Annotated in this window: 24 protein-coding genes and 1 pseudogene; 15 read left to right on the top strand and 10 right to left on the bottom strand. The window is 73.5% G+C overall.

Annotated features, from left to right (window positions below; genetic code table 11):
- Positions 1–117: 117 nt before the first annotated feature.
- The 4 genes from ACFV5H_RS13690 to ACFV5H_RS13675 form a co-directional block, all read right to left on the bottom strand.
- Entirely contained in the window at positions 118–834 is a 717-nt protein-coding gene (locus ACFV5H_RS13690; protein WP_385059125.1) for a cupin, read from the bottom strand.
- Positions 831–1766, bottom strand: a complete 936-nt coding sequence (locus ACFV5H_RS13685; protein ID WP_385194727.1) for a PmoA family protein — start codon at positions 1764–1766, stop codon at positions 831–833. Before ACFV5H_RS13685 ends, ACFV5H_RS13690 begins: the two co-directional genes overlap by 4 nt.
- Positions 1766–2878 (bottom strand): Gfo/Idh/MocA family protein, encoded by a 1113-nt coding sequence (locus ACFV5H_RS13680; RefSeq protein WP_385059120.1) that lies wholly within the window; start codon positions 2876–2878, stop codon positions 1766–1768. Before ACFV5H_RS13680 ends, ACFV5H_RS13685 begins: the two co-directional genes overlap by 1 nt.
- Positions 2879–3047: 169 nt before the next feature.
- Positions 3048–3806, bottom strand: a complete 759-nt coding sequence (locus tag ACFV5H_RS13675) for a response regulator (RefSeq protein WP_385059118.1) — start codon at positions 3804–3806, stop codon at positions 3048–3050.
- 242 nt (positions 3807–4048) lie between these two features.
- Here ACFV5H_RS13675 and ACFV5H_RS13670 point away from each other — a divergent pair, with 242 nt between their 5' ends.
- Genes ACFV5H_RS13670 through ACFV5H_RS13660 form a run of 3 tightly spaced genes read left to right on the top strand, consistent with a single transcriptional unit; the run spans position 4049 to position 7063 of the window.
- Entirely contained in the window at positions 4049–5032 is a 984-nt protein-coding gene (locus ACFV5H_RS13670; protein ID WP_385059128.1) for a Bug family tripartite tricarboxylate transporter substrate binding protein, read from the top strand.
- Complete coding sequence (locus ACFV5H_RS13665; RefSeq protein ID WP_385059115.1) at positions 5029–5568, top strand: tripartite tricarboxylate transporter TctB family protein; 540 nt, start codon at positions 5029–5031, stop codon at positions 5566–5568. The genes ACFV5H_RS13670 and ACFV5H_RS13665 overlap by 4 nt, the downstream gene beginning before the upstream one ends.
- 1 nt (position 5569) lies before the next feature.
- Entirely contained in the window at positions 5570–7063 is a 1494-nt protein-coding gene (locus ACFV5H_RS13660; RefSeq protein WP_385194724.1) for a tripartite tricarboxylate transporter permease, read from the top strand.
- 148 nt (positions 7064–7211) lie between these two features.
- On the opposite strand, the gene ACFV5H_RS13655 is transcribed toward ACFV5H_RS13660, so the two are convergent.
- Positions 7212–7604 carry a DUF2795 domain-containing protein gene (locus ACFV5H_RS13655; RefSeq protein WP_385044768.1) on the bottom strand — a complete coding sequence of 131 codons (393 nt, stop codon included), beginning with the start codon at positions 7602–7604 and terminating at the stop codon, positions 7212–7214.
- A gap of 160 nt (positions 7605–7764) precedes the next feature.
- Between ACFV5H_RS13655 and ACFV5H_RS13650 the strand changes: the two genes are divergently transcribed.
- The 5 genes from ACFV5H_RS13650 (at position 7765) to ACFV5H_RS13630 (ending at position 12692) form a co-directional block, all read left to right on the top strand.
- Positions 7765–7914 (top strand): hypothetical protein, encoded by a 150-nt coding sequence (locus ACFV5H_RS13650; protein ID WP_385044765.1) that lies wholly within the window; start codon positions 7765–7767, stop codon positions 7912–7914.
- A gap of 296 nt (positions 7915–8210) precedes the next feature.
- Positions 8211–9005: an RNA polymerase sigma factor SigF gene (locus tag ACFV5H_RS13645; protein WP_385044762.1), complete on the top strand. Its 795-nt coding sequence runs from the start codon at positions 8211–8213 to the stop codon at positions 9003–9005.
- A gap of 141 nt (positions 9006–9146) precedes the next feature.
- Complete coding sequence (locus tag ACFV5H_RS13640) at positions 9147–10145, top strand: hypothetical protein (protein ID WP_385194721.1); 999 nt, start codon at positions 9147–9149, stop codon at positions 10143–10145.
- A gap of 250 nt (positions 10146–10395) precedes the next feature.
- Positions 10396–11643, top strand: a complete 1248-nt coding sequence (locus tag ACFV5H_RS13635) for an aminotransferase class I/II-fold pyridoxal phosphate-dependent enzyme (protein ID WP_385044758.1) — start codon at positions 10396–10398, stop codon at positions 11641–11643.
- Complete coding sequence (locus tag ACFV5H_RS13630) at positions 11640–12692, top strand: MBL fold metallo-hydrolase (RefSeq protein ID WP_385194719.1); 1053 nt, start codon at positions 11640–11642, stop codon at positions 12690–12692. Before ACFV5H_RS13635 ends, ACFV5H_RS13630 begins: the two co-directional genes overlap by 4 nt.
- Positions 12693–12719: 27 nt before the next feature.
- Here ACFV5H_RS13630 and ACFV5H_RS13625 read toward each other — a convergent pair whose 3' ends face one another.
- Both ACFV5H_RS13625 and ACFV5H_RS13620 read right to left on the bottom strand, forming a co-directional pair.
- Positions 12720–13343 (bottom strand): DedA family protein, encoded by a 624-nt coding sequence (locus tag ACFV5H_RS13625; protein WP_385044973.1) that lies wholly within the window; start codon positions 13341–13343, stop codon positions 12720–12722.
- 47 nt (positions 13344–13390) lie between these two features.
- Positions 13391–14164: an MBL fold metallo-hydrolase gene (locus ACFV5H_RS13620; protein ID WP_385044753.1), complete on the bottom strand. Its 774-nt coding sequence runs from the start codon at positions 14162–14164 to the stop codon at positions 13391–13393.
- 84 nt (positions 14165–14248) lie between these two features.
- On the opposite strand from ACFV5H_RS13620, the gene ACFV5H_RS13615 reads away from it, so the two are divergent.
- The 6 genes and pseudogenes from ACFV5H_RS13615 (at position 14249) to dnaK (ending at position 20678) form a co-directional block, all read left to right on the top strand.
- Positions 14249–14650 (top strand): hypothetical protein, encoded by a 402-nt coding sequence (locus ACFV5H_RS13615; protein WP_385044750.1) that lies wholly within the window; start codon positions 14249–14251, stop codon positions 14648–14650.
- A gap of 91 nt (positions 14651–14741) precedes the next feature.
- On the top strand, positions 14742–16826 hold the full coding sequence (locus tag ACFV5H_RS13610; RefSeq protein ID WP_385194717.1) for a phage holin family protein: 2085 nt from the start codon (positions 14742–14744) through the stop codon (positions 16824–16826).
- A gap of 181 nt (positions 16827–17007) precedes the next feature.
- Positions 17008–17274 (top strand): annotated as a pseudogene (locus ACFV5H_RS13605) (hypothetical protein); the annotation flags it as partial.
- A 194-nt stretch (positions 17275–17468) separates the two neighbouring features.
- Positions 17469–17897, top strand: coding sequence for an OsmC family protein (locus ACFV5H_RS13600; RefSeq protein WP_085574457.1), 429 nt, complete (start codon positions 17469–17471; stop codon positions 17895–17897).
- An 81-nt stretch (positions 17898–17978) separates the two neighbouring features.
- A complete protein-coding gene (locus tag ACFV5H_RS13595; RefSeq protein WP_385044744.1) occupies positions 17979–18710 on the top strand; it encodes a glycerophosphodiester phosphodiesterase family protein in 732 nt (243 codons plus the stop codon).
- Between the two features lie 93 nt (positions 18711–18803).
- Positions 18804–20678: a molecular chaperone DnaK gene (gene dnaK, locus ACFV5H_RS13590; protein ID WP_385044741.1), complete on the top strand. Its 1875-nt coding sequence runs from the start codon at positions 18804–18806 to the stop codon at positions 20676–20678.
- A 19-nt stretch (positions 20679–20697) separates the two neighbouring features.
- Here dnaK and ACFV5H_RS13585 read toward each other — a convergent pair whose 3' ends face one another.
- Both ACFV5H_RS13585 and ACFV5H_RS13580 read right to left on the bottom strand, forming a co-directional pair.
- Complete coding sequence (locus tag ACFV5H_RS13585) at positions 20698–21513, bottom strand: SAM-dependent methyltransferase (protein ID WP_385044738.1); 816 nt, start codon at positions 21511–21513, stop codon at positions 20698–20700.
- A gap of 56 nt (positions 21514–21569) precedes the next feature.
- Positions 21570–22433, bottom strand: coding sequence for a helix-turn-helix domain-containing protein (locus ACFV5H_RS13580; protein WP_385044735.1), 864 nt, complete (start codon positions 22431–22433; stop codon positions 21570–21572).
- A 416-nt stretch (positions 22434–22849) separates the two neighbouring features.
- On the opposite strand from ACFV5H_RS13580, the gene ACFV5H_RS13575 reads away from it, so the two are divergent.
- The gene (locus tag ACFV5H_RS13575) at positions 22850–23275 is read left to right on the top strand and encodes a hypothetical protein (RefSeq protein WP_385044733.1); all 426 of its coding nucleotides are present in this window, start codon (positions 22850–22852) and stop codon (positions 23273–23275) included.
- Here the strand turns inward: ACFV5H_RS13575 and ACFV5H_RS13570 are convergent.
- Complete coding sequence (locus ACFV5H_RS13570) at positions 23257–24075, bottom strand: helix-turn-helix domain-containing protein (RefSeq protein WP_385044732.1); 819 nt, start codon at positions 24073–24075, stop codon at positions 23257–23259. The two genes, ACFV5H_RS13575 and ACFV5H_RS13570, sit on opposite strands and share 19 nt — an antisense overlap.
- Positions 24076–24186: the final 111 nt, after the last annotated feature.

The raw sequence follows: 24186 nt of genomic DNA, 5'->3' as shown, positions 1-24186 counted from the left end.
CAGGCGCTACCCAAGCCCCCACCCGAGCCGCACAGGCGCCGCAGGCATCCCACCCACCGGACCGAAAGCCGCACCGCAGGCACAAGACCCGCACCCCCACCAAAGCCGCAGGCATGGTCACGGCACCGTGTACTCGTCCCGTAGGCCGCACATCCCGAAGCCTCCCCGCCGGCTGGGAGCCGTCTCGTACGCCGCCGCCTCTTCGAGGTGCGCGGAATCGCCCGCGGCCAGCGCGGACAACTGAGCCCCCGTACGCTCGGCGGCGGCCAGGGCACCGGACCGCCACAGTTCCCGCCACACCGGCACCCGGTCCCGCACCAGCCGGGCCGCCGCACGCCGGAACTCCCGGTACGGCCCGACGTCACCTCCCACAAGCGCCTCACGCAGCACGAGATAGCCTTCGACCGCGAGATCCCTCCGCCGCCGTGCCGCCGCCTCCGCCTCCGGCCCCACCCCGGGCGGAAGCACCGCCGCCTCGGCGTAGCGCTCGGGGTCGGCCAGCACCTCCGCCGGGAAGGTGAACACCGCGTCCCCGGCCTCCGGCAGCCCGCTGTTCTGCATCAGCACCGTGACCCGCAGATCACCGCCCTGCACCATCCGGTGCACGGTCCCCGGCGTGAACCAGGCCACCGTCCCCGGCCGCAGCGGGATGTCCCGGTACCCGTCGGAACTCAGCGTCTGCACGGCACCCCGGCCGCCGGTCACGACGTACGCCTCCGTGCACACCAGATGCAGATGCGGACTGCCGCCGCACACCCCGTCGGCGGCCTCCCAGTCGTAGGCGCTGAGATGCGACAGACCGACCGCGCCGGGGAGCGGATCGGACCCGCTCACCACGGCAGGCCGTCCAGGTGCGCCTCCACCCGCTCCCGGTCCCACACCCCGTCCGCGACCACGATCCGGTAGCGGTACGAGAAGGACTCCCCCGGCGGCAGCGCGAACTCCTCGAAGAACGCCCAGGAGAACGCGACCGACGGTATGGGCTGCGAGCGCACGAACCAGTGCGACGGATGGACGGCGCTCCCGTCGAGGTTCTCCGGCGCGTGCGCGAAGACGAGCGTGGAGTGACCGTCGTGCTCGTCGTGTTCGGCACTGAACGAGAGCCACGGCCCCTGCACGCCCATGAGTTCCCCGGCCTCGGCACCGGCGCCCGTGCCGACGTCCGGCACGAGGACCGTACCGCCCGTGAAGTCGCGCGGCCCGCGCCACTGCAGCCCGGTGTAACCGGCCATCCCACGGCCGGCGGTGGTGGGTGAGCCGAACTCCAGTGGCACGTCACGCAGGTTCGTGAGCCGGATCGACCAGTCCAGCACCCAGGCCCCGGCCTCCTCGTCGACCGAGTGGACACGCAGTCCGCGCTCCTCCCGGGCCCACTCGGCACCGCCGTTCTCCACCCACGTCAGGTCCTCGGTGCAGTCGAACCGGTCGGCCCCGGCCTCGAAGGCGGAGAACCCGTCGTGCCGCATCGACCCGATGCGCTCGGGCAGGGGCAGGTAACCCTGCCCGTGCACATACGAGTTGCCGCCCCAGAAGTTCTGCCCGGACAGATGACTGGCCGTCATCTGCAGGCCCTTGTGCCAGCGGTGGTCGTTCGGCCGGTACCCGGTGACCGTACGCCCGCCCAGCGTCCGCACCGGATGGGCGTACGGCTTCCGGGACTCGAACGCCTCGGGATCGGGCCGGTAGACGTACCGCAGGATCTCCGTACCCCCCGCGGCCGTCACCACCACGGCCTCGCCGACCTCATGAGTGACGCTGATACCCATCAGTGCTCCTCGGGCGCCCAGTCGGAGTGACCACCGTGCATGGCCGCGTAGAACGGGTCACCGGGGCCGATCTCCCCGGCCCGCACCGGCAGCCCGGTGAACGCGGCCTTGTACAGGGCGGCGGCGAACTCGAGGGTGCTCCGCGCCTCCGCCCCGCTCCCCGGCGGTCGCGTACCGGCGTCGTGGGCGTCGAGGAGGGCGCCCAGCTGCGCCGTGTGCGAACTGGGCACGTCCTGCGAGGGCGTACGCCACGCCGCGGCGCGCTCGGCGGGGACGTGCCGGGCCGGGGTGTAGGCCCAGTCGTCGTTGACGTGCCCGTACAGGTGGGTGAGCTCGACCGTCGCGTCGGCGCAGTCGACACGGATCCGGCTCACCTCGTCCGGCGAGAGCACGCTGTTGACGACGGTCGCGAGCGCGCCGCCCCGGAAGCGGACCAGGGCGGTGGAGACGTCCTCGCTCTCGGTGTCGTGGACGAGGCGCGCCGCCATGGCCCGTATCTCCTCCCACTCGCCGAGCAGGTGCAGCAGCAGGTCGAACTGGTGGATGCCGTGCCCCATGGTGGGCCCGCCGCCCTCGGTGGCCCAGCGGCCGCGCCAGGGCACGGAGTAGTACGCGCTGTCCCGGTGCCAGGTGGTCTGGCAGTGCGCGACCAGCGGGACGCCCAGCTCACCGCTGCGGATCAGCTCACGGGCGTGGACGGCGCCGGAGCCGTAGCGGTGCTGGAAGATCACGGAGGCGTACGCCCCCGAGGCCTCCTCAGCGGCCGCGATGTCGTCGTACTCGGCGAGCGACAGGCACAGCGGCTTCTCGCACAGTACCCAGGCGCCGGCCTTGAGCGCGGCCACCGTCTGCTCCCGGTGGAGCGACGGAGGGGTCCCGATCAGCACCAGGTCCGGCCGTACGGCGTCCAGCATCGCGCTCATCGAGGTGAACCCGGCGACCTGCTCCCCGGCGGTCGCGCGGAAGGCGTCGAGCCGGCCCTGGTCCACGTCGACGGCGGCGACCAGTTCGGTGCGGTCGGCGTGGGCGCGCAGCGCGGGCAGATGGCCGCCGCTGACGATGGCGCCGGTGCCGACGACGGCGACACGGCGGCGGACGGGGGACAAGGACATGCGGCGCTCCTCGGAACGACGGCGAAGGCAGACCGGAAAGCGTTTTAGAAAGCGCTTACTCTCATGGTCGACCCTAGGCCCGCCCGCAGACAGGGACAACCCCATGCCCTGTATTCGAGATCAACCGAAGCCGAAGCCAAAGCCGAACCCGAAGCCCGAACCGGACCCCCTACGCCCGCACCCCACCCCCCGACCGCAGCCCTCCCCCCTGCCCCAGGAACCGGTACCGCCGCTCGGGCCGCCCCGTCGCCCCGTACCGCAGCGACACCTCCACGGCGCCCACGGTGTGGAAGTACTCCAGATACCGTCGGGCGCTGACCCGCGAGACCCCGGTCAGAGCGGCGCACTCGGTGGCCGACAGGGTGCCGTCGGTCTCGCGCAGGGTGCGCTCGACCAGCCCGGCGGTCTCCGCGCTCATGCCCTTGGGCAGCACCGGGGACACCGGCCCCGCCGCACCGCCCGCCAGCACCCGGTCGACGTCCGCCTGACCGCGCACCACCGTGTCGAGCAGCCGCCCGCGCTGCACCGCGTAGCGCTCCAGACGTCCCCGCAGGTCCTCGAAGTCGAACGGCTTGAGCAGATAGTCGACGACCCCGTGCCGCACCGCGCCGCGCACCGCGTCCGCCTCCCGGGCGGCGCTGATGACCATCACGTCGCAGTCGTGCCCGGCGGTCCGCAGCCGGGGGATGACATCGAGACCGAACACATCGGGCAGGTACAGGTCGAGCAGCACCAGATCGGGACGGAGTCCGTCCACGGCGGCGACGGCCTGCTCCCCCGTCCCCGCGACACCCACGACCCGGAACACGTCGAGGCGTTCGACGTAGGCCCGGTGCACCCGGGCCACCCGGAAGTCGTCGTCGACCACGAGCACATCGATCGCGTCGGCTGTCGCGGGCGCAGGGCGACCGCCCCGACCACTGTCCATCGGCTTGCTCCTTCCGCCACCGCGTCGGTGAGGTGACCGGAACCGCCCATCATGGCCCCCACCTGCGGCTGAGGAAAGAGACGTGCACCACTGGCGCACCCGCGCTGACGCAATGACCACAACCTCCATTGCTTCCGCAAGCGCGACAGCCCGGCGGCGCGCGGGCACCATGTGGCCCGCGTCACCCTCCCCCACAGGGCCTGGCGTGATCCCAGACGACCGACCGACAGGTGGTGGCATTCGTGCGCCTGCGCACACCCCTCGCCCTGCTCGGGGCCGCCGTGCTCCTACTCGTGGGCCCGCCGCTGCTCACGACCGGCAGCGGCACCGAGACCGGCACGCAGATCCCGGGCCTGCGCTTCATGGTTCCCAACTCGCCCGGCGGCGGCTATGACATCACGGCCCGTACGGCCGCGAAGAACGCCGAGGACGCCGGACTCACCCACTCCATCGAGGTGTTCAACCTGCCCGGCGCCGGCGGCACCGTGGGCCTGAGCCGGCTGGTGAGCGAGCACGGCAACGGCAGGCTCGCCATGTCGATGGGCCTGGGCGTGGTCGGCGCCGTCCGCTCCAACGACGCGCCGAAGACCCTCGCGGACACCACCCCGATCGCCCGGCTCACCGAGGAGCAGGACGTCGTCGTGGTCGGGAAGGACTCCCCGTACAGGACGATCGACGATCTGATCGGCGCCTGGAAGGAGAACCCCGGCAAGCTCCCGGTGGGCGGCGGGTCCTCCCCCGGCGGGCCCGACCACCTCGCGCCGATGCTGATGGCGCGGGCGGCCGGTATCCCACCGAAGGAGGTCAACTACATCCCCTTCGACGGCGGCGGCGAACTGCTCGCCTCGATCCTCGGCAACAAGGTCGCCTTCGGTGTCTCCGGTGTCGGTGAGTACCTCGACCAGATCAACTCCGGTGAGCTGCGGCTGCTCGCGGTCACCGGCCCGGAACGCGTCGCGGGACTCGACGCGCCGACCCTCCAGGAGGCGGGCTACGACGTGAGCTTCACCAACTGGCGCGGCATCGTCGCCCCGCCCGGCCTCACCGACGCCGAGCGCGACAAGCTCGTACTCCTGGTGCGGGAGCTGCACGACTCCGAGGAGTGGCGGGAGTCGATGAAGCGCAACGGCTGGGACGACGCCTTCCTGACCGGCGAGAAGTTCGGCGCGTTCCTGGACTCCGAGGACAAGCGCGTGGTCTCGGTGCTGAAGGAGCTCGGACTGTGACGACATCAGCCACCGACGACACCCCCACCCCCGCCGACGGACGCCGCTCCTGGCTCCGCGACCACTCCGAACTCGGCGTCTGCGCCCTGCTGCTGGCCCTCGGCGTGCTCGTCCTGACCGACGCGCTCACCATGGACGTCGACATCACCCAGCGCGGTCCCGTCGGCCCGAGGACCGTGCCGATCGTGGTCGGTGCCGGCCTGCTCGTCATCGCCGCGCTCCTCGCCGTAGACGTGCTGCGCGGCGGCCGGGGGCAGGCCGAGACCGGTGAGGACGTCGACCTGTCCGAACCCGCCGACTGGCGCACGGTGTCGCTGCTCGCCGGGGTGTTCCTCGGCGCCGCCGTCCTCATCGAGCCGCTGGGCTTCCCCGTCGCGGGCGCCCTGCTCTTCTGGGGCGCGGCCTTCGCGCTCGGCAGCCGCAGACCCGACCGCGATCCGCTGATCGCGGCGGTGGTCTCCTTCGTCACCTACGCCGTGTTCAACAACCTGCTCGGAGTGCCGCTGCCCGGCGGTCCGCTGATGGGAGTGCTGTGAGATGAACGCCCTCAACTCCCTCATGGACGGCTTCGGTACGGCCCTCACCCCGCTCAATCTGCTCTGGGCCGCCGTGGGTGTGCTGCTCGGCACGGCGATCGGTGTGCTGCCCGGCATCGGCCCGGCGATGGCGGTGGCGCTGCTGCTGCCGGTGACGTACGGGCTCGAGCCGACCGGCGCGTTCATCATGTTCGCCGGGATCTACTACGGCGCGATGTTCGGCGGTTCGACCACCTCCATCCTGCTGAACACACCCGGTGAGAGCGCGGCCGTGGTCGCGGCCATGGAGGGCAACCCCATGGCCAAGTCGGGGCGCGGCGCGCAGGCCCTCGCGGCCGCCGCCATCGGGCACTTCGCGGGTGGCATGGTCGGCACGGTCCTGCTGGTGGCGCTGGCTCCGACGGTCGCGGACCTGGCGGTGGACATCGGCGCCCCGGACTACTTCGCCATCATGGTGCTGGCGTTCATCGCGGTGACGTCGGTGCTGGGTTCGTCCCGGATCCGGGGTCTGGCCTCGCTGCTGATCGGGCTGACGATCGGTCTGGTGGGCCTGGACCAGATGACCGGCCAGCAGCGGCTGACGTTCGGCTCGCTGCAACTCGCCGACGGTGTCGACGTGGTGATCGTCGCGGTGGGTCTGTTCGCGATCGGTGAGGCGCTGTGGGTGGCCGCGCATCTGCGGCGCCGGCCGCCGGACCCGATCCCGGTGGGCCGGCCGTGGCTGGGCCGCGCCGATGTGAAGCGCACCTGGAAGTCCTGGGCGCGCGGCCCGTTCATCGGCTTCCCGTTCGGCGCGATCCCGGCGGGCGGCGCGGAGATCCCGACGTTCCTGTCGTACGTCACGGAGAAGCGGCTGTCGAAGCACAAGGACGAGTGGGGCAAGGGCGCGATCGAGGGTGTCGCGGGCCCTGAGTCGGCGGCGTCGGCCTCGGCGGCGGGCACGCTGGTGTCCATGCTGACCCTGGGCCTGCCGACCACGGCGGTCGCGGCGGTGATGCTGGCCGCGTTCCAGCAGTACGGCATCCAGCCGGGCCCGCTGCTCTTCGAACGCGAACCCGACCTGGTGTGGGGCCTGATCGCCTCGCTGTTCGTCGGCATGGTGCTGCTGCTCGCCCTCAACCTGCCGCTGGCCCCGGTGTGGGCGAAGCTGCTGCGCATCCCGCGGCCGTACCTGTACGCCGGGATCATGTTCTTCGCGGCGGTGGGCGCGTACGCGGTCGGCGGCGAGGTGATCGACCTGGTGATCCTGCTGGTCATCGGCCTGATCGGGTTCGGCATGCGGCGGTACGGACTGCCGGTGCTGCCCGCCATCATCGGGGTGATCCTCGGCCCGGCCGCCGAACAGCAGTTGCGCCGCGCCCTGCAGATCAGCGACGGCAGCGTCACGGGTCTGGTCGACACACCGTTCTCGGTGATCGTCTACGCGGTCGTCGTGCTGCTGCTGGCCTGGCCGCTGGTGCGCAGGGCGCTGCCCCGGAAGGGCGCCCGGACCTGATCGAACGCGTCGTTCGCCGGTCGGGGGGGGGGCCCCCCCGGGCCCCCCCCCCCCCCGGCGGCCCGGGCCCCGGGGGCGGCGCGGGCCCCCCCCCCCGCGCCCGCGGCGGGGGCCCCCGCGGCCGGCCGCGGGGCCCCGGACGGGCCGGTTACGCGGTCTCCGTCTCCCGGGACCGGGTCAGCGCCTCGGCCAGCTCCTGGACGCTGTTGTAGCGGGCCTGGTGCGGCAGCCGCTCCAACGCCTCGATGAGGACGTCGGGCGCGTACCGCCGGTCCAGGGCGCGCATCAGCTCGCGCGGACCCGCGGGGAACGCCCCGCGGCCCAGGATCCTGGCCAGTTCCAGCCGCACCGACTCCAGTGACGTCGGGCCGCGGCCCGGTGTCACCGGGCCGCGCGCGACCTCGGGGTCGTCGTCGGCGAACGGCTCCGGGTCGTGCCACTCCTCGGTGCGGGTGGGGTGCCCGGACCGCAGCAGACCCTGCAGTTCGTGCTTCATCTCGTCGTCGCGGTGGACGTTGAGCCGGTCGCTGCCTCGCTGCATGTCTCCCTCCAGATCCTTCGGGGTGCGCACCGCGTACCCGGGGAGCGGAGGGCGACACGGGAGTTCGGGTGCCGGATCGTCACGGGCCGGGGTTTGGCCGCCGGGGGGCGGGAGACCCGCATCCCCACGCCCCCCACGTGCCTCCCGGAAAGGACAGGCCATGGCGGTGCTCGCCGTGCTCATCCCGCCACTCATGCTCGGCGTGATCCTGATGCTGGGCCGCTACGAGGATTTCGTGCTCCCGCCCGCACCGCCCGTACCGCCCGAGGCCGACCCGCCCGAAACCCGGTTGGGGAGTTTGGGAGGGTGAAGCGGGGGCAGGCGCACCCCCAGTGCTTCGGACAGGAGGCACGTCCGTGGAGGCGGTGTCGCGCCGCTCCGGGCGCGCCTGTCCCCCGACCGGTGCGTTCGCCACGGTGACCGTCCGTCCCCTAGGCCTTGTCACCACGTTCCCGCCCGTCCGGCACGTATTCCCCCACGAGGGGTCCATCGAGGGCACTGCGGTGCCTTGCGATCGCGTGCGCCGGACGCCGCCGGGTCCGCCCTCCGTGCGGACGGCGGGAACGCGACGACAGGACCTGGCCCCCGAGGGAGCTGCGACGCACCATGCCGACCCGAGCGACCGCGAAACACCCGCACGACGACGCGCCCGACACCGCGGCCGCCTTCCACAGGCTCGCCGCACTGCCCCCGGGGCCGGAGCGGGACGCGCTCCGTGACGAGATCGTCGAGGCCTGGCTGCCCATGGCCGACCGCCTCGCCGGACGCTTCCGCAGCCGCGGCGAGAGCTTCGACGACCTGCGCCAGGTCGCCGCGCTCGGCCTGGTCAAGGCCGTCGACCGGTACGACCCCGAGCTGGGCAACGCGTTCGAGAGCTACGCCGTGCCGACCGTCACCGGCGAGATCAAACGGCACTTCCGCGACCACATGTGGACCCTGCACGTGCCGCGCCGGGTCCAGGACCTGCGCAACCGCGTCCGGCACGCCTCCCAGGACCTGTCCCAGACCACCTCCGGCCGCCGGCCGACCGTGGCCGAGATCGCCGAGCACGCCGATCTGAGCGAGGAGGACGTCCGTACCGGACAGGAGGCGCTGGAGAGCTTCTCCGCGCTGTCCCTCGACGCCGAGCTGCCCGGCAGCGACGACGGCTACTCGCTCGGCGACGCACTCGGCGCGCCCGACCCGGCGCTGGACACCGTGGTCGACCGCGAGGCCGTCAGGGAACGGCTGGCCGCGCTGCCCGAGCGGGAGCGGGCCATCCTCTACATGAGGTTCTTCGGCGACATGACGCAGAGCGGCATCGCCGAGGAGCTGGGCATCTCGCAGATGCACGTCTCCCGCCTGATCAGCCGCTGCTGCGGCCGGGTACGGGAGCAGGTCATGGGGGACGGGGAGGAGTAGCGCGGGTCCTTCACCCGCTCGGGTGCGCCCGGTCCCGCCAATGGTGTCCGGCGGCGAGCGGTGCGGCGGGGATGGGGCTGTGATGGCTGTGGGGCGTGACCGCACGCCGTGCCCCCGCCGTCGCTCGAAGGAGCCCGCACCATGCGCCGCACCGCCCGTGCCCTGTCCCTCGCCGCCGCCACCGGTGCCGCCCTCGCGGCGCTCGCACCGGCCGCGTCTGCGGGCACCGTTCTGCACGACGGGGCCTCCTGGGGCACCACCTCCCCCTCGCCCTGCCCGCGGCCGGAGGGGCACACGTGGGAACCGGACGCCGCCCTCGACCCCGCCGGGCCCGAGGCGGTCGTACCGGAGAGCACGGCGTTGGACGAGGCCGAAGCCGAGTTCGATGCCGGACCCGGTGCCGGTGCCGGTGCCGGTGCCGGACCGGACGCCGAGTCCGGCACCGATGCCGGACCCGGCTCCGGGGCGGAGATCCCCGCTCCGCAGGAGGGCGACCCCGCCGGGCCCGAGGCGGTCGTACCGGAGAGCACGGCGTTGGACGAGCCCGGAGCCGAGTTCGATGCCGGACCCGGTGCCGGTGCCGGTGCCGGTGCCGGTGCCGGTGCCGGACCGGACGCCGAGTTCGGCACCGATGCCGATGCCGATGCCGGATCCGGCTCCGGGGCGGAGATCCCCGCTCCGCAGGAGGGCGACCCCGCCGGGCCCGAGGCGGTCGTACCGGAGAGCACGGTGCTGGACGAGCCCGGAGCCGAGCTCGATACCGGACTCGATGCCGATGCCGATGCCGATGCCGATGCCGGACCGGACGCCGAGCTCGGCACCGATGCCGATGCCGGACCCGGCTCCGGGGCGGAGATCCCCGCTCCCCAGGAGGGCGACCCCGCCGACCCGGAGGCCGGCGACCCGGTGGCCCTGAGGCCCAGGCCCACCGGGTCCAAGGCACCCGAGCCCAGGCCCACCGAGTCGAAAGGCACCCCCTGCCCCACCGCCCCCGCGCACCAGGGCGTCCACGCCGGCACGGGCGGTGCCTTCACCGACTCCGTGCCCGCGCTGGCCGCCGGCGGGCTGCTGATCGCGGGCGCGTTCGGCGCCGCCGCGCACCGCGTGCACCGCGACCGCACCACCCGCGCGGACGGCTGACACCGGCCGCCCCCACGTGTGAACAGCGCGATCCACCCGGCACCCATGGCACGCGGCACGCTGGGTACTGACTGGCTTGGGCCCGCAGTCAAGTCCCCGCCCGCCCGGCGACGCCCGGCACGCGCTCTCTCCGTACGCGCACCGGACGCCGCCGGGCCCGCCTTCCGGGCGGACGGCGGGGATGTGACGACAGGACCTGGAACACGAGCCGGCGCCGGGCACGACGCCGGGGAACCGCGCGGAGGTAGGGATGCGGCGGACGGATCCGGAAGGCCACGGCCCCGTCCGGTTCGGGCCGGCGCTCCCCGAGGACGGGCTGCCCGTCCTGCCCGAGCTGTCCGCCGTACTCGCCGCCGCGGCCTCCCGCGCGGGCGCCGAACCGGTCGGCGGCGGGCCCGCCCTGCTGGACGCGGCCTGCGGCTACGGCGACCGGCGCGGACTGCCCGCCGCCCCCGACCGGGTGGCCGTCGCCCCCGGCGCCCCCGCCCTGCTGGTGGCGCTGACCGCCGCCCTCGGCGGCGACGTCCTGGTGCCCCGGCCCTGCGCCGCCTGGTGGGCCCCCTACGCCCGCCTGCTCGGCCGCCCCGCCTTCCACGTGCCGACCCCGGCCGAGAGCGGCGGCGTCCCCGACCCGTACGCCCTGCTGGAGACCGTGCGCCGGCTGCGGGCCGAGGGCGGCGATCCACGCCTGCTGGTGCTCTCCGTCGCCGACGACCCCACCGCCGGCGTCGCCCCGCCCGAACTGCTGCACGAGACCCTGGAGGCCGCCGTCGGCGAGGGGCTGCACCTGGTCAGCGACGAGACCTGGCGCGACACCCTGCACGACCCGCACGACACCGTGCTGCTCAGCCCCGCCGAGATGCTGCCCGACCGGGTCACCGTCGTCACCGACCTGGCCGGCGCCCTGCTCCCCCCGGGCTGGCCGGCGGCGGTGGCCCGCTTCCCGGCCGGCGAGGACGGGAACGCGCTCCACGCGCGCGTGCTCGACGTGCTCACCGCGCTCGACGCGCGCGTCGCCTCCCCCGTCGCCGCCGCGGCGGTGTACGCGTTGTCCGAACCCGAACCGGTCACCGCGCGCGTCGCCGACACCGTGCGCCTGCACGCGCGCGTGGCCGCCGCCGCGCACCACGCCGTCGTCGCCGCGGGCGCCCTCGCCCGGCCCCCCTGCTGCGGCCGGCACCTGTACGTCGACCTCACCCCCCTGGCCCCCGCGCTCCGCGTGCACGGCATCGGTGACGCCCAGGAACTGGAGGACTTCCTCACCACCCGGCTCGGCATGCCCGCACCGGGCGGCCACCGCTTCGGTGACGGCCTCGAAGCACCGCGTGTACGGCTGTCCACCGCCCCCCTGCTGGGCGACACCGCCGAACTGCGCGCGGAAGGCCTGGGTTCACCCGCGCCCCTGGAACTGCCACAGGTACGAAGCGCGTTGACCCGGCTGACAACGGTCTTCGACGAACTCCGCGACGGCGCCCGGCGACGGGAGCCCCCCCGATGACGCGGCGCCCCGGAACGATCGTGAGGACGGCCACCCCCGGATCCGCCGGCCGGGAGGCCGACGACCCGCCCGCCCCGTACCCGCCGCTGGCCGCACCCCGCCCGCTCGCCGAACGCCGCTTGTGGCCCCGCCCCTTCCACGACCGGCTGACGTCCCCGCTGCCCGGCCTGAAGGCCCTCGCCCGTTTCGCCCGCGAGGGCGCCGTACGGCCCACCCCGGACGGTCTCGCCGACGTCCCCCTGCTGCCCTGCGCCCCCGGCCCGCTGCCCCGCGCCGACGCCCGTACGGTCGCCGTCACCTGGGTGGGACACGCGAGCTGGGTGCTGCGGATCGGCGGGCTCACCGTGCTCACCGACCCGGTCTGGTCCCACCGCATCCTCGGCACCCCCGCCCGGATCACTCCCGTGGGCGTCCCCTGGGAGGCCCTGCCGCGCGTGGACGCGGTCGTCATCAGCCACAACCACTACGACCACCTGGACGCCCCCACCCTGCGCCGGCTCCCGCGCGACACCCCCGTGTTCGTACCGGCCGGACTCGCCCCCTGGTTCCACCGCCGCGAGTTCACCCGCGTCACCGAGCTCGACTGGTGGGAGGTCGCCGAACTGGACGGCGTCCGCTTCGACTTCGTACCGGCCCACCACTGGTCCAAGCGCACCCTCACCGACACCTGCCGCTCCCTGTGGGGCGGCTGGGTGCTCACCGGCCCCGACGGACGGCGCGTCCACTTCGCCGGCGACACCGGCTACGGCCACTGGTTCTCCCGCATCGGCCGCCGCTACCCCGGCATCGACCTCACCCTGCTGCCCATCGGCGCCTACGACCCCCGATGGTGGCTGGCCGACGTCCACTGCGACCCGGAGGAGGCGGTACGCGCCGCCCAGGACCTCGGCGCACGCCACATGGCCCCCATGCACTGGGGCACGTTCGTCCTGTCCGCGGAACCGGTCCTGGAACCGCTCACCCGGGTCCGCGCCGCCTGGGAGAGGACGGGCCTGCCCCGCGAACACCTGTGGGACCTGCCGGTGGGCGGCTCCCGGATCCTGACGTGACCGGATCCCGGCGCCGCCGGGACCGGCTCACCCCGCCGCCGTCCCCCGCATCCGCCGCCACAGACCCGGGGCCACGCTGATCAGCACCGTCAGCACGATCGCCGCCAGCACGCCCTGCCACGGCTGGTCGAACAGCGAACCGCCGAGCACCCCGATCAGCTGGTACGTCGCCGCCCAGGCCAGACAGGCGGGCAGATTGCCCCGCACGAAGCGCCGCATCGGCCACTTCGCGACCAGACAGGCCAGCATCACCGGCAGCCGCCCGGCCGGGATCAGCCGGGACAGCACCAGCACCGCCACCCCGTGGTCGGCGAGCTTCCGCTGCGCCTGCGCCAGCCGGTCCTCCGGGGCGCGCTCCCGGATCGCCTCCAGCCAGCGGGAGCCGTTCTTCGACTTCATCCCGCGCCGCCCCAGCCAGTACAGCGCGATGTCCCCGAGGAACGCCGCCAGGGACGCCGTCACGAACACCAGCGCCATCGAGAACGGCGCCGCCCGGTGGAAGGCGACCACGGCCGCCGAACTGACCAGCGCGCCCGTCGGCACCACCGGCACCAGCGCGCCGATCAGCACCAGCAGGAACAGCGAGGGGTAGCCGACGGCCTGCTGGGTGAACCCGGGTGCCACGGCCGGTACGGAGGCCGACGCGGCCACCGACGACAGGGACGCGCCGGCCGCCCGGCCCAGGGCGGCGGGAAGGATCACCGCGCGACCTCCAGGCGCACGCGCTCCCCGTGCTCCAGCCGGTGCACCGACGCGCCGGGCGCGTGCCGGGCCGCCTGCCGCTCGAACTCGTGCCCCGGCGCGTGGAACTCGTGCGGGCGCACGGCGTCCATCCCGATCGGCCAGTACGTGCCGTAGTGCACCGGCACCGCGCTGGACGCCCCCAGCCGGGCCAGCGCCTCGGCCGCGCGCTCCGCGTCCAGATGGTGTTCGCCCAGGTACGGGCCCCAGCCGCCCACCGGGAGCAGCGCCACGTCGACCGGCCCGACCTCCTTGGCCATCTCGTCGAACAGACCGGTGTCCCCGGCGAAGTACGTCCGCGCCTCGCCCTCCAGGACATAGCCGAGGGCGGGGGAGCGGTGCGGGCCGACCGGCAGCCGCCGCCCGTCGTGCCGCGCGGGCACGGCCCGTACGGCCAGGCCGCCGACCCTCGTCACATCGCCGGGCGCCACCTCGCTCACCTCGAGATGCGTGAGCCGGCGCAGCCCCGGCACCGCGCGTGGCGCGCCCCGGGGCACGAGCAGGCGCGTACCCGGGGCGAGCCGGGCCAGCGACGGTATGTGCAGGTGGTCGGCGTGCAGATGGGAGACCAGGGCCACGTCCGCGTGCCGGGCCTCGGCCGGCGGCACCGCACCGCGCCGGCGCCGCAGATGCGCGAACCGGCGGGCGAACAGGGGGTCGGTGAGCACGCGGGTGTGCGAGTCCTCGACCGTGCAGGTGGCGTGACCCCACCAGGTGACCTCCACCGGCACCTCTTCCGCCCCCTTCGCGCGACTCCCCGAAGCCTACGCGCAGGAGTAGGGTCGGCGGCGAAAACCTGAGGTGAGGGGGACACCATGGGGCCGGTGCGGGTGACGGCGATCGCGAGTCTGACACCGCTGGAGGAACTGGACGCCGATCCCTTCCTGGTGGACTCCCGCGGTCAGCACGCCATGTGCGCCCGGTGGGCCGCCGAGCACGGCTATGCGGTGGCCCGGGAACTCCTCGTACGGGGACTGCGGCCCGATCACGGCGCGCTGTGGGACGGAGTGCGGCCCGGGGCCGATCTGTTCGTGGCGCCCAGTCTGCGGGTACTGGAACGCGCGCTGTCCTCCGTGGAGGAGTTCAGACAGGAGTGCGCGCGGCGCGGGGTGCGCGTGGAGACGGTCGGCCGCGCGGAACCGTCGTACGACGCGGAGATGAAGGCCCGCGTGCACCGGCGGCTGTCGCTGCCGACGGCCGGGTACGACGGCCGCTGAGCCGCGGACGGTCCGTACGACCGGGGACGAAACGCTCCGTCCGGCCGTTGTGACAGGGTGGGGACGGGCCAGGTCGGCCGGGACGTGAGGTGTGCGGGGCGTGGGTGGCGGGCGGTGGCGACGGGTCGCCAGTCAGATCGGGCGGAGTGTCGCCGTGTGGGCGGTCTCCACGCTCACCATGCTGCTGCTCGCGGGCATCCTGCCCGACTTCCGGCTGCGCTCGGCCGACGGCGACAGCGCCACCGACATCGCGGTCACCGCCGCTTTCGGCGCCGGCGCGTTCGGTCTGATGTCCGCCCTGGTCTGGCCGCTGCTGGTGCGTCTGCTGCTGCTCGTGCCGGCGCTCGTCCTGGGCCTGCTGGTGTTCTTCCTCAACGGCGCCCTGCTGTGGCTGGCGCTGCACGTCACACCGGTCGAGCGCGGCGCCGCCGCACCGGAGACGGCGGTCGTGGTCGCCGCCGTGATGTCCGCCGTCGCCTCCGCCACGGGCGCCGCCCTGGCCGTACGCGACGACGACGCCTACCGCCGCCGCCTCTACCGCCTCGCCGACCGCAGACGGGGCTCCGCCCCGCCCTGCCCGGCCACCCCCGGCACCGTGTTCCTGCAACTCGACGGCGTCGGTCACGACGTGCTGCTGGCCGCCGTCGACAAGGGACTCATGCCCACCGTCGCCCGCTGGCTCGGCACCGGCACCGGCGGCGACCGTCCCTCCCACCGCCTCACCCCCTGGCGCACCGACTGGTCCAGCCAGACCGGCGCCAGCCAGCTCGGCATCCTGCACGGCAGCAACCACGACGTCCCCGCCTTCCGCTGGTACGAGAAGGCCCGCCGCGAGGTCATGGTCTGCAACCGGCCCACCAGCGCCGCCGAACTCCAGGCCCGCGCCATCGAGTACTCCGGCCACGCCGGACTGCTCGCCACCGACGGTGCCAGCCGCGGCAACCTCTTCAGCGGCGGCGCCGACGAACAGGCCCTGGTGCTCTCCATCGCCACCCGCCGCCGCGGCCCGGCGGCCCGCTCCCGCGCGGGCTACTTCGCCTACTTCTCCGACCCCGCCAACGCCGTGCGCACCGCGCTGTCCTTCGTCGCCGAGGTGGGCCGGGAGATCGGCCAGTCCACCCGGGCCAGGTTCCGGGAGCAGCGCCCGCGCGTCTCGCGCGGCGGGCTCTACCCGTTCGTACGGGCCTTCGCGACCGTCGTCGAACGGGACGTCGTCGTCGCCGCGGTGACGGGCGACCTGCTGGCCGGCCGCACCTCCGTCTACGCCGACCTGGTCGCCTACGACGAGGTCGCCCACCACTCCGGGCCCACCAGCCGGGACACCGACAAGGTCCTCCAGCGTCTCGACCGTGCCCTCGCCCTGATCGAGAACGTCGCCGAGCACGCCCCCCGCCCCTACCGCATCGTCGTCCTCTCCGACCACGGGCAGAGCCCCGGCGAGACCTTCCGCTCCCGCTACGGCCTCACCCTCGGCGACCTGGTGCGGGCCGGCTGCGGACTGCCCGTGCCGCGCCGCGCCCGGCGCACCCACAGCGGCGCCGAGGCCCGCGCCGCCGTCCGCGCGGCGCTGCGCCGGCCCGTCGAGGAGGGCACCGAGCAGTACCGCCCCTCCCGCGGCTCCGAACCGATCGTGCTCGCCTCCGGCAACCTGGGCCTGGTCTCCTTCCCGGACGTGCCGCACCGGATGACCAAGGAGGAGATCGACGCCCGCCACCCCGCGCTCCTCGCGACCCTCGCCAACCACCCCGGCATCGGCTTCCTCCTCGTCCGCAGCGAACGCCACGGCGGGGTCGTCCTCGGCGCGTACGGCGCGGAGATACCGCTGGACGAGCTGGACGACAACCCCGGCCCGCTGGCCGCGTTCGGCCCCGGCGCCGCCGACGTCGTGCGCCGCACCCACACCTTCCCGCACACCGCCGACATCATGGTCAACTCCTTCCACGACCCCGCCGACGGAGAGGTCCTCGCCTTCGAGGAGCAGATCGGCTCCCACGGCGGCCTCGGCGGCACCCAGTCCCGCCCCTTCCTGCTGTCCCCGCTCGCCCTGTCCGCACCGGTCCACGACGGAGCGGACCTCACCGGCGCCGAGCAGATCCACCGGGTGCTGCGCCGCTGGCTGACCGAGTCGGACGAGGCGGACCTGCCGGCGGCCCCGGACCGGGAACGCGCGGCCTGAGCCGGGCCGCGGGGCCTGAGCCGGGCCGCGGGGCCGTCGTACGTCCGTACTCCAAGGGCCGCTTCCGTGCGGTGATGTCCGTGCACGTCCCGCAGGGCCGGGACCTGGACATCACCCGCGTGCACCGCCGCCGGGGCGTGGTCGACATTCCCGAGGCGGGCCGGGTCCGCTGAGGTCCCCGCCCCGGCGCTGCTCCGCCTGTGGTCTCACCACGCCCGGCAGCCGGGAGTCCCAGACCGTGTTCGTGTGCGAGAACCCAGGCTGCGGCTGGTCGGGCAACGCCGGCCACAACGCGGCCCGGAACGTCCTGCACCTGTACCGGACGGGCCTCGCGCTCGTCCCGGCTGCCGGGAGGGCAGTCGTCAGGCGCGCGAAGCGCGTCAAGCCCGCTACCGCAAGGCAAGCAGGAATCTCCCGGCTTCAGCCGGGAGAGCACCTCAATCGCTGATCCTGACCGCCACGCCTCGCCGCATCGGCGACTCCGATCCCGCGGGGCGCGCGGCTGCCGTTCACCGCGAGGGGGCCCGTCTTCCGGGTGAGTTGAGCCGTGATGTGATCGGATGGGGACGGGCACCCGGTGATCCGGGCGCCCGGACCGAGCACCGCCGGACACACGGCCGGACATTTTCGAAAGGATGCGTCATGGCAGCCACGCGCTCCGCACACACCGTTTGGGAAGGCAACCTGTTCAAGGGCAGCGGGGTCGTCGCCTTCGACTCCTCCGGCAGCATCGCCGAGCAGCCGGTCACCTGGGCCTCGCGGGCCGAGGAGGCGAACGGGAAGACCAGCCCGGAGGAGCTGATCGCCGCCGCGCACTCCAGCTGCTTCTCGATGGCCCTGTCCAACGGTCTCGACAAGGCCGGCACCCCGCCGACCAGGCTGACCACCTCCGCCGACGTCACCTTCGTGCCCGGTGAGGGCATCACCGGCATCCACCTCACCGTCGAGGGCACCGTCCCCGGCCTGGACGAGGCCGGGTTCGTCGCCGCCGCCGAGGACGCCAAGGTGAACTGCCCCGTCAGCCAGGCGCTGAAGGGCACGAACATCACCCTGACGGCGAAGCTCGCCTGACCCGCTCGCCGCGCCGCACCACCGCAGGCCGCTCCCTTCCGGGGCGGCCTGCGGCACATCCCCTCCCGGAGCCGCACCACCATGACGCCACGCCCCGCCGTCTCCGCCCACCGGGGAGGTTCCGAGCGCGCCGCACCGGCGACCCGGGAGGCGTACGAGGACGCGCTCGCGTCCGGCGCGGAGTACGTCGAGTTCGACGTACGGCGCACGGCGGACGGGGTCTTCGTCGTCCACCACGACCCCCGCGTACGTCGCACCGGCCCGCCGCTGTCCACGCTCACCCACGCCGAGCTGAACGACCGCGCCGGCTACCCCGTGCCCGTCGTGGACGAGGTCATGGCGCTGGTCGCCGGGAAGCTCGTCGCCCATCTGGACCTCAAGGAGACCGGCCACGAACGGGAGCTGATCGACCGCGCGGTCGCCCTGCTCGGCGAGGACGGACTCGTCGCCACCACCCTCGAGGACCGCTCCGTCGCCGCCCTCACCGCCGCCCGCCCGCGGGTGCGCACCGTGCTGTCCCTCGGCCGGGACGGCAAGGACATCGCCCGCGGCCGGCTGGTGCGGACCCGGATCGGCGAGCTGCTGCCCATGCGCCGCGTCCGCGCCTGCGGCGCCCACGGCGTCGCCGTGCACTGGCGCCTGGCCCGCGCCGGCGTGCTGCGCGAGGCCGCGCGCAACAGACTGTTCACCATGGTGTGGACGGTCAACGAGGACACGGCGCTGCGCGGCTTCCTCGGCGATCCGCGCGTGGACGTGCTGATCACCGACCGGCCCCGCCGTGCCGTGACCCTGCGTGATCACCCCTCCCGTTGACCGTTGACAACCATCCGCTCAAACTATTGACAACGGAACGCTCAAGTTTTGTGCTGGAAGTCCGGAGAGGTGCCCTGACGGAAGGGGACAGCGATGGGACGTGCGGTCGGAATCGACCTGGGAACCACGAACTCGGTGGTGGCCGTGCTGGAGGGCGGTGAGCCCACCGTCATCGCCAACGCGGAGGGCGCCCGGACCACCCCCTCGGTGGTGGCCTTCGCCAAGAACGGCGAGGTGCTGGTCGGCGAGGTCGCCAAACGGCAGGCCGTGACGAACGTCGAACGCACCGCCCGCTCGGTCAAGCGGTACATGGGCGACGCGCACTGGCGGTTCCCCGAGCAGGGCTCCGTCGACGGCACCCGTTACACGGCGCAGGAACTGTCCGCCCGGGTGCTGCAGAAGCTGCGCCGGGACGCCGAGTCCTACCTCGGCGAGGACGTCACCGACGCGGTCATCACCGTACCGGCGTACTTCGACGACACCCAGCGGCAGGCCACCAAGGAGGCCGGGGAGATCGCCGGCCTGAAGGTGCTCAGGATCATCAACGAGCCCACGGCGGCGGCCCTCGCGTACGGCCTGGACAAGGAGAACGACCAGACCGTCCTCGTCTTCGACCTGGGCGGCGGCACCTTCGACGTGTCGCTGCTCGACATGGGCGAGGGCGTCATCGAGGTCAAGGCCACCAACGGCGACACCCACCTCGGCGGCGACGACTGGGACCAGCGCGTCGTGGAGTACCTCGCCAAACGCTTCAAGGGGCAGTACGGCGTCGACCTGGCGCAGGACAAGATGGCGGTGCAGCGGCTGCGGGAGGCCGCCGAGAAGGCGAAGATCGAACTGTCCTCCTCGTCGGAGACCACCGTCAACCTGCCCTACATCACCGCCTCCGCCGAAGGCCCCCTGCACCTCGACGAGAAGCTCACCCGCGCCCAGTTCCAGGAACTCACCGAGGACCTCCTGGAGCGCTGCAAGAAGCCCTTCCACCAGGCCGTCAAGGACGCCGGCGTGCAGCTCTCCGCGATCGACCACGTCATCCTGGTCGGCGGCTCCACCCGGATGCCGGCCGTCACCGACCTGGTCCGCGAACTCACCGGCAAGGAACCGCACAAGGGCGTCAACCCCGACGAGGTCGTGGCCCTCGGCGCGGCCCTCCAGGCGGGTGTCCTGCGCGGCGACGTCAAGGACGTGCTCCTCCTCGACGTCACCCCGCTGTCCCTGGGCATCGAGACCAAGGGCGGCATCATGACCAGGCTGATCGAACGCAACACCACGATCCCCACCCGGCGTTCGGAGATCTTCACCACCGCCACCGACAACCAGCCCTCGGTCGGCATCCAGGTCTACCAGGGCGAACGCGAGATCGCCGCCTACAACAAGAAGCTCGGCGTCTTCGACCTCACCGGTCTGCCCCCGGCCCCGCGCGGCGTCCCGCAGATCGAGGTGGCCTTCGACATCGACGCCAACGGGATCATGCACGTCTCCGCCAAGGACCTCGCCACCGGACGCGAACAGAAGATGACCGTCACCGGCGGCTCGGCCCTCCCCAAGGACGACATCGACCGCATGATGCGCGACGCCGAGCAGTACGCCGAGGAGGACCACAACCGCCGCGAGGCCGCCGAGACCCGCAACCAGGCCGAACAACTCGTCTACCAGACCGAGCGGTTCCTGCGGGACAACAGCGACAAGGTGCCCGGCGGGACCAGGTCCGAGGTCGAGTCGGCCGTCACGGAGGTGAAGCGGCTGCTGGAGCAGCAGTCCTCCGACACCGCCGGACTGCGCGCCGCCGTCGAGAAACTCGCCTCCGTCAGCCAGAAGATGGGCCAGGCGATGTACGCGCAGGCCCAGCAGACCCCCTCGGAGGGCGCCGAACAGCACACCCCGCCGCAGGACGACGACGGCGTCGTCGACGCGGAGATCGTCGACGACGACAAGGACACCGGCCGGCGGGAGAACGGCGCGGCCTGACCGCCGTACGCCGCACCGGTCAGGGCTTGCGGGCGACCCCCGCGTACACCGGCACGATGCCCTCCGCCTGCGCCGCCACGTCCTCCGCCTCCGGACGCCACCCGTGCACCGGGATCACCCCCGGGCCCAGCAGCTCGAGGCCGGTGAAGAAGCGGGAGAACGCGGCCAGCGAGCGCGGGTGGAAGGGCGTACCGCCGCGCCGGAAGTGCTCGGCGGCCTGCCCGACGGCCTCGGGGCTCAGATCGGGCGTGACCTGGGAGAGGATCAGGTGGCTGCCCGGCGCGAGCGCGGCCGTGTACCGCTCCAGCAGGCCGTACACGTCGTCGCCGTCCGGATCGTCGTCCAGATAGTGGGTCAGCGCGACCAGCGACAGCGCCACGGGCCGGCCGAGGTCCAGCGACTCGGCGGCCCGGCGCAGCAACGTGTCCGCGTCCCGTACATCGGCGTGCACGTACCGCGTGCTGCCCTCGGCGGTGCCGTGCAGCAGCGCCTCGGCGTGCCGCAGCACGATCGGGTCGTTGTCCGCGTACACCACGCGGGACTCCGCGGCGACGCCCTGCGCCACCTGGTGCAGATTGGGCTCCGTGGGGATGCCCGTGCCGATGTCCAGGAACTGGCGTGTCCCCGCCTCGGCGACGGTGCGCACGGCCCGGTGCATGAACCGGCGGTTGGCCCGCGCCCCGCGTAACACCGTGCCGTCCGCCGCGAGGATCTTCCGCGCCAGCTCCTCGTCGACCGGGTAGTTGTCCTTGCCGCCGAGCCACCAGTCGTAGACCCGGGCCGGATGCGGCCGGCTGGTGTCGATGCGGGCGGGCGCGGTGTCGGATCCGGTCATGGGCAGTCTTCTCCTCGTGGGTCGAAAAGGTGCGAAGGCCTGCTCGGGCGCGCGGCTCAGTAGTGCTCGCGGCACTCCCGCAGCAGTTTCTCGGTGCGCTGTGTCGAGGCCGCCCGCGCCGTCATGTGGTCCAGGACCTCCAGATGCGCGGACACCTCCTTGCGGGAGTCCAGGTACAGGGCACCGGTCAGATACTCGGTGAACACCATGTCCGGCAGCTCCGGCTCGGCGAACCGGAACAGCGAGAACGGCGCGTACGTCCCCGGGTGCGGCCCGTCCGCGAACTCGGCGATCTGCAGCGTGATCCGGTCCCGCGCGGACCACTCCAGGAGCTTGTCGAGCTGGTCGCGCATCACCCGGCCGTCGACGCTCACCGGACGCCGCAGCACCGTCTCCTCCATCAGCACCCACAGGTGCGGCGGATCGGGGCGCTCCAGCAACCGCTGGCGCTCCATGCGCAGCGCCACGTGCCGCTCGACCACTTCGGGCCCGATGTTCCCGATCGTCCCGGCCTCCAGCACGGCACGCGCGTACCCCTCGGTCTGCAGCAGCCCCGGCACGAAGTGCGGCTCGTAGGAGCGGATGATACGGGCGGCGCCCTCCAGGCTCACATACATGCTGAACCACTCGGGCAGCACGTCCCCGTACCGCTGCCACCAGCCCGGCCGGTTCGCCTCCTCGGTGAGCTCGACGAACGCGTCGGACTCGCCCCCGGGCACCCCGTAGGCGCTCAGCAGCAGCTGGACGTACGGGATCTTCAGCGCGACCTCGGCGGTCTCCATCCGCCGTACGGTCGCGGGCGCCACCCGCAGGATGCGGGCGGCCTCCTCCCGTGAGAGGCCCGCCGCCTCCCTCAGTTCCTGCAGCCGCCTTCCCAGAACCACCTGGCCCACGGTGGGTGCGGCCCGCCGCTCACTCACGCCACGCCTCCCCAACGCGCCCGGGCATGCGCTCAGTCTGTCATGTTCTTCCGACACTCTCACGAGTCGCAGGTGACCGCCCTGTTTCACTGGTCCGCAGGGCCCGGGGGGTGTTGTTCGGATCTTGCCGGGGTCGCGGGGTCCGGCACGCACATCTGCCGCGTTGTCGTCGGTTGTCAGGGCTCCGCCCTGGCGCCCTCCTCCGCCTTGCAGCTGCACGCACCGGACCCCGCTCGGCTCGGCTGCATGGCGCCGTCGCCTGAAGCCGGCCTGATCCGAACAACACCCCCCAGCCGCATGACCTGAGAGGTAATCGACCCGGCCCCGCCCGCACGGGATCGTGGACGCAACGGGTCCCGGGCCGGCGCACTCCGGCCCGGGACCCGGCAACCGATCCCGACGGAGGATGATGCGTCATGTCCGCGACCCAGCTCGCCGTGCTCGCCCGGACCGTGGAGCCGCAGCGGATGCTGCGCCGTTTCCTGGCCCTCGACGCCGTGGTGACCGGTGCCAACGCCGTCGCCTACCTCGCCCTCTCCGGGCCGCTCGGCCGGTTCCTCGGGGCCGGTTCCGGTCTGCTGCTCGGGCTTGGCGCGTTCCTCGCCGTGTACGCGGCCGGCGTGGGCCTGCTGGCCGCCCGCCCGCACCCGCCCGCCCCCGGCGTGCGGATCGTCGTCGAGGCCAACCTCGCCTGGACGGCGGTGAGTCTCGCCGCCCTCGCGCTGTGGCTCACCCCGACCGCGGCGGGCGCGGTGTGGACGGTCCTCCAGGCGCTCACCGTGGCGGGCTTCGCCCTGCTCCAGCACATGGCGCTGAAGGAGCGTCAGCTCAGCCAGGTCTGAAGGTACTTGGCCGTCGCCGGGTCCGCCGGGAGCAGGGTCTCCACGGCCAGCTCGGCGACGGTCACGTCCATGGGCGTGTTGAACGTGGAGATCGACGACACGAACGACAGCGTCCGCCCCTCGTGCTCGATCACCATCGGCAGCGCGAAGTACGCCACCGGATCGGCCGGTTCCTCCGGCAGACCGGTGGAGTCCGGTACGGGGAACGCCGCCACCTCGTCGTACAGCGCCCGCAGCCGCTCCGAGCGGTGCAGGGCGATGTGCCGCCGCATCTGCTCCAGCAGATGTCCGCGCCACTCCCGCAGGTTCCGGATCCGCGGCGCCAGCCCCTGCGGGTGCAGGGTGAGCCGCACCGCGTTCAGCGGCGGCGTCAGCAGCGCCTCGGGGACGCCGTCGAACAGCGCCATGACCCCCCGGTTGGCCGCCACGACGTCGTACATCGCGTCCACCACCAGCGCCGGATACGGCTCGAACCCGCTGATCAGCCGCTCGATGCCGTCGCGCACCACCTCCAGCGCGGGATCGTCCAGCGGGGTCTCCGGGTAGTGCGGCGCGTAACCGGCCGCCAGCAGCAGCGCGTTGCGCTCCCGCATCGGCACGTCCAGGTGCTCGGCCAGCCGCAGCACCATCTCCTCGCTGGGCCGGGAGCGGCCGGTCTCGATGAAGCTGATGTGCCGGGCGGAGGAGTCGGCGCGCAGGGCCAGCTCCAGCTGGCTGACCCGCCGCTGCTCCCGCCAGGCGCGCAGCAGCGGGCCCACGCCCCCGGTGCGGGAAGCGGTACCGGACGTGACAGTGGTCATGCCAGGACGGTAATCGAGAAACGGCCGTACCGGGGAACCGCCCGCTTCCGGCCGGGGCCCCGGGGAGGCTTCTGTGGCAGCCTGGGAGTCCTGTACGAGATCACGGGATCA

It is taken from the genome of Streptomyces sp. NPDC059787 (assembly GCF_042732315.1).
Lineage (GTDB): Bacteria > Actinomycetota > Actinomycetes > Streptomycetales > Streptomycetaceae > Streptomyces > Streptomyces atrovirens.
The sequence above is the reverse complement of the archived record's forward strand: the minus strand, read 5'-3'. Positions and strand labels throughout refer to the sequence as shown.

Excerpts from the sequence above, each read along its gene's own strand:
- ACFV5H_RS13630 (WP_385194719.1), top strand. The coding sequence starts at position 11,640 with ATGACGCGGCGCCCCGGAACGATCGTGAGGACGGCCACCCCCGGATCC.
- ACFV5H_RS13615 (WP_385044750.1), top strand. The coding sequence starts at position 14,249 with ATGGGGCCGGTGCGGGTGACGGCGATCGCGAGTCTGACACCGCTGGAG.
- ACFV5H_RS13595 (WP_385044744.1), top strand. The coding sequence starts at position 17,979 with ATGACGCCACGCCCCGCCGTCTCCGCCCACCGGGGAGGTTCCGAGCGC.
- ACFV5H_RS13685 (WP_385194727.1), bottom strand. The coding sequence starts at position 1,766 with ATGGGTATCAGCGTCACTCATGAGGTCGGCGAGGCCGTGGTGGTGACG.
- ACFV5H_RS13650 (WP_385044765.1), top strand. The coding sequence starts at position 7,765 with ATGGCGGTGCTCGCCGTGCTCATCCCGCCACTCATGCTCGGCGTGATC.
- ACFV5H_RS13645 (WP_385044762.1), top strand. The coding sequence starts at position 8,211 with ATGCCGACCCGAGCGACCGCGAAACACCCGCACGACGACGCGCCCGAC.
- ACFV5H_RS13575 (WP_385044733.1), top strand. The coding sequence starts at position 22,850 with ATGTCCGCGACCCAGCTCGCCGTGCTCGCCCGGACCGTGGAGCCGCAG.
- ACFV5H_RS13640 (WP_385194721.1), top strand. The coding sequence starts at position 9,147 with ATGCGCCGCACCGCCCGTGCCCTGTCCCTCGCCGCCGCCACCGGTGCC.
- dnaK (WP_385044741.1), top strand. The coding sequence starts at position 18,804 with ATGGGACGTGCGGTCGGAATCGACCTGGGAACCACGAACTCGGTGGTG.
- ACFV5H_RS13570 (WP_385044732.1), bottom strand. The coding sequence starts at position 24,075 with ATGACCACTGTCACGTCCGGTACCGCTTCCCGCACCGGGGGCGTGGGC.
- ACFV5H_RS13600 (WP_085574457.1), top strand. The coding sequence starts at position 17,469 with ATGGCAGCCACGCGCTCCGCACACACCGTTTGGGAAGGCAACCTGTTC.
- ACFV5H_RS13680 (WP_385059120.1), bottom strand. The coding sequence starts at position 2,878 with ATGTCCTTGTCCCCCGTCCGCCGCCGTGTCGCCGTCGTCGGCACCGGC.
- ACFV5H_RS13655 (WP_385044768.1), bottom strand. The coding sequence starts at position 7,604 with ATGCAGCGAGGCAGCGACCGGCTCAACGTCCACCGCGACGACGAGATG.
- ACFV5H_RS13635 (WP_385044758.1), top strand. The coding sequence starts at position 10,396 with ATGCGGCGGACGGATCCGGAAGGCCACGGCCCCGTCCGGTTCGGGCCG.
- ACFV5H_RS13660 (WP_385194724.1), top strand. The coding sequence starts at position 5,570 with ATGAACGCCCTCAACTCCCTCATGGACGGCTTCGGTACGGCCCTCACC.
- ACFV5H_RS13675 (WP_385059118.1), bottom strand. The coding sequence starts at position 3,806 with ATGGACAGTGGTCGGGGCGGTCGCCCTGCGCCCGCGACAGCCGACGCG.
- ACFV5H_RS13585 (WP_385044738.1), bottom strand. The coding sequence starts at position 21,513 with ATGACCGGATCCGACACCGCGCCCGCCCGCATCGACACCAGCCGGCCG.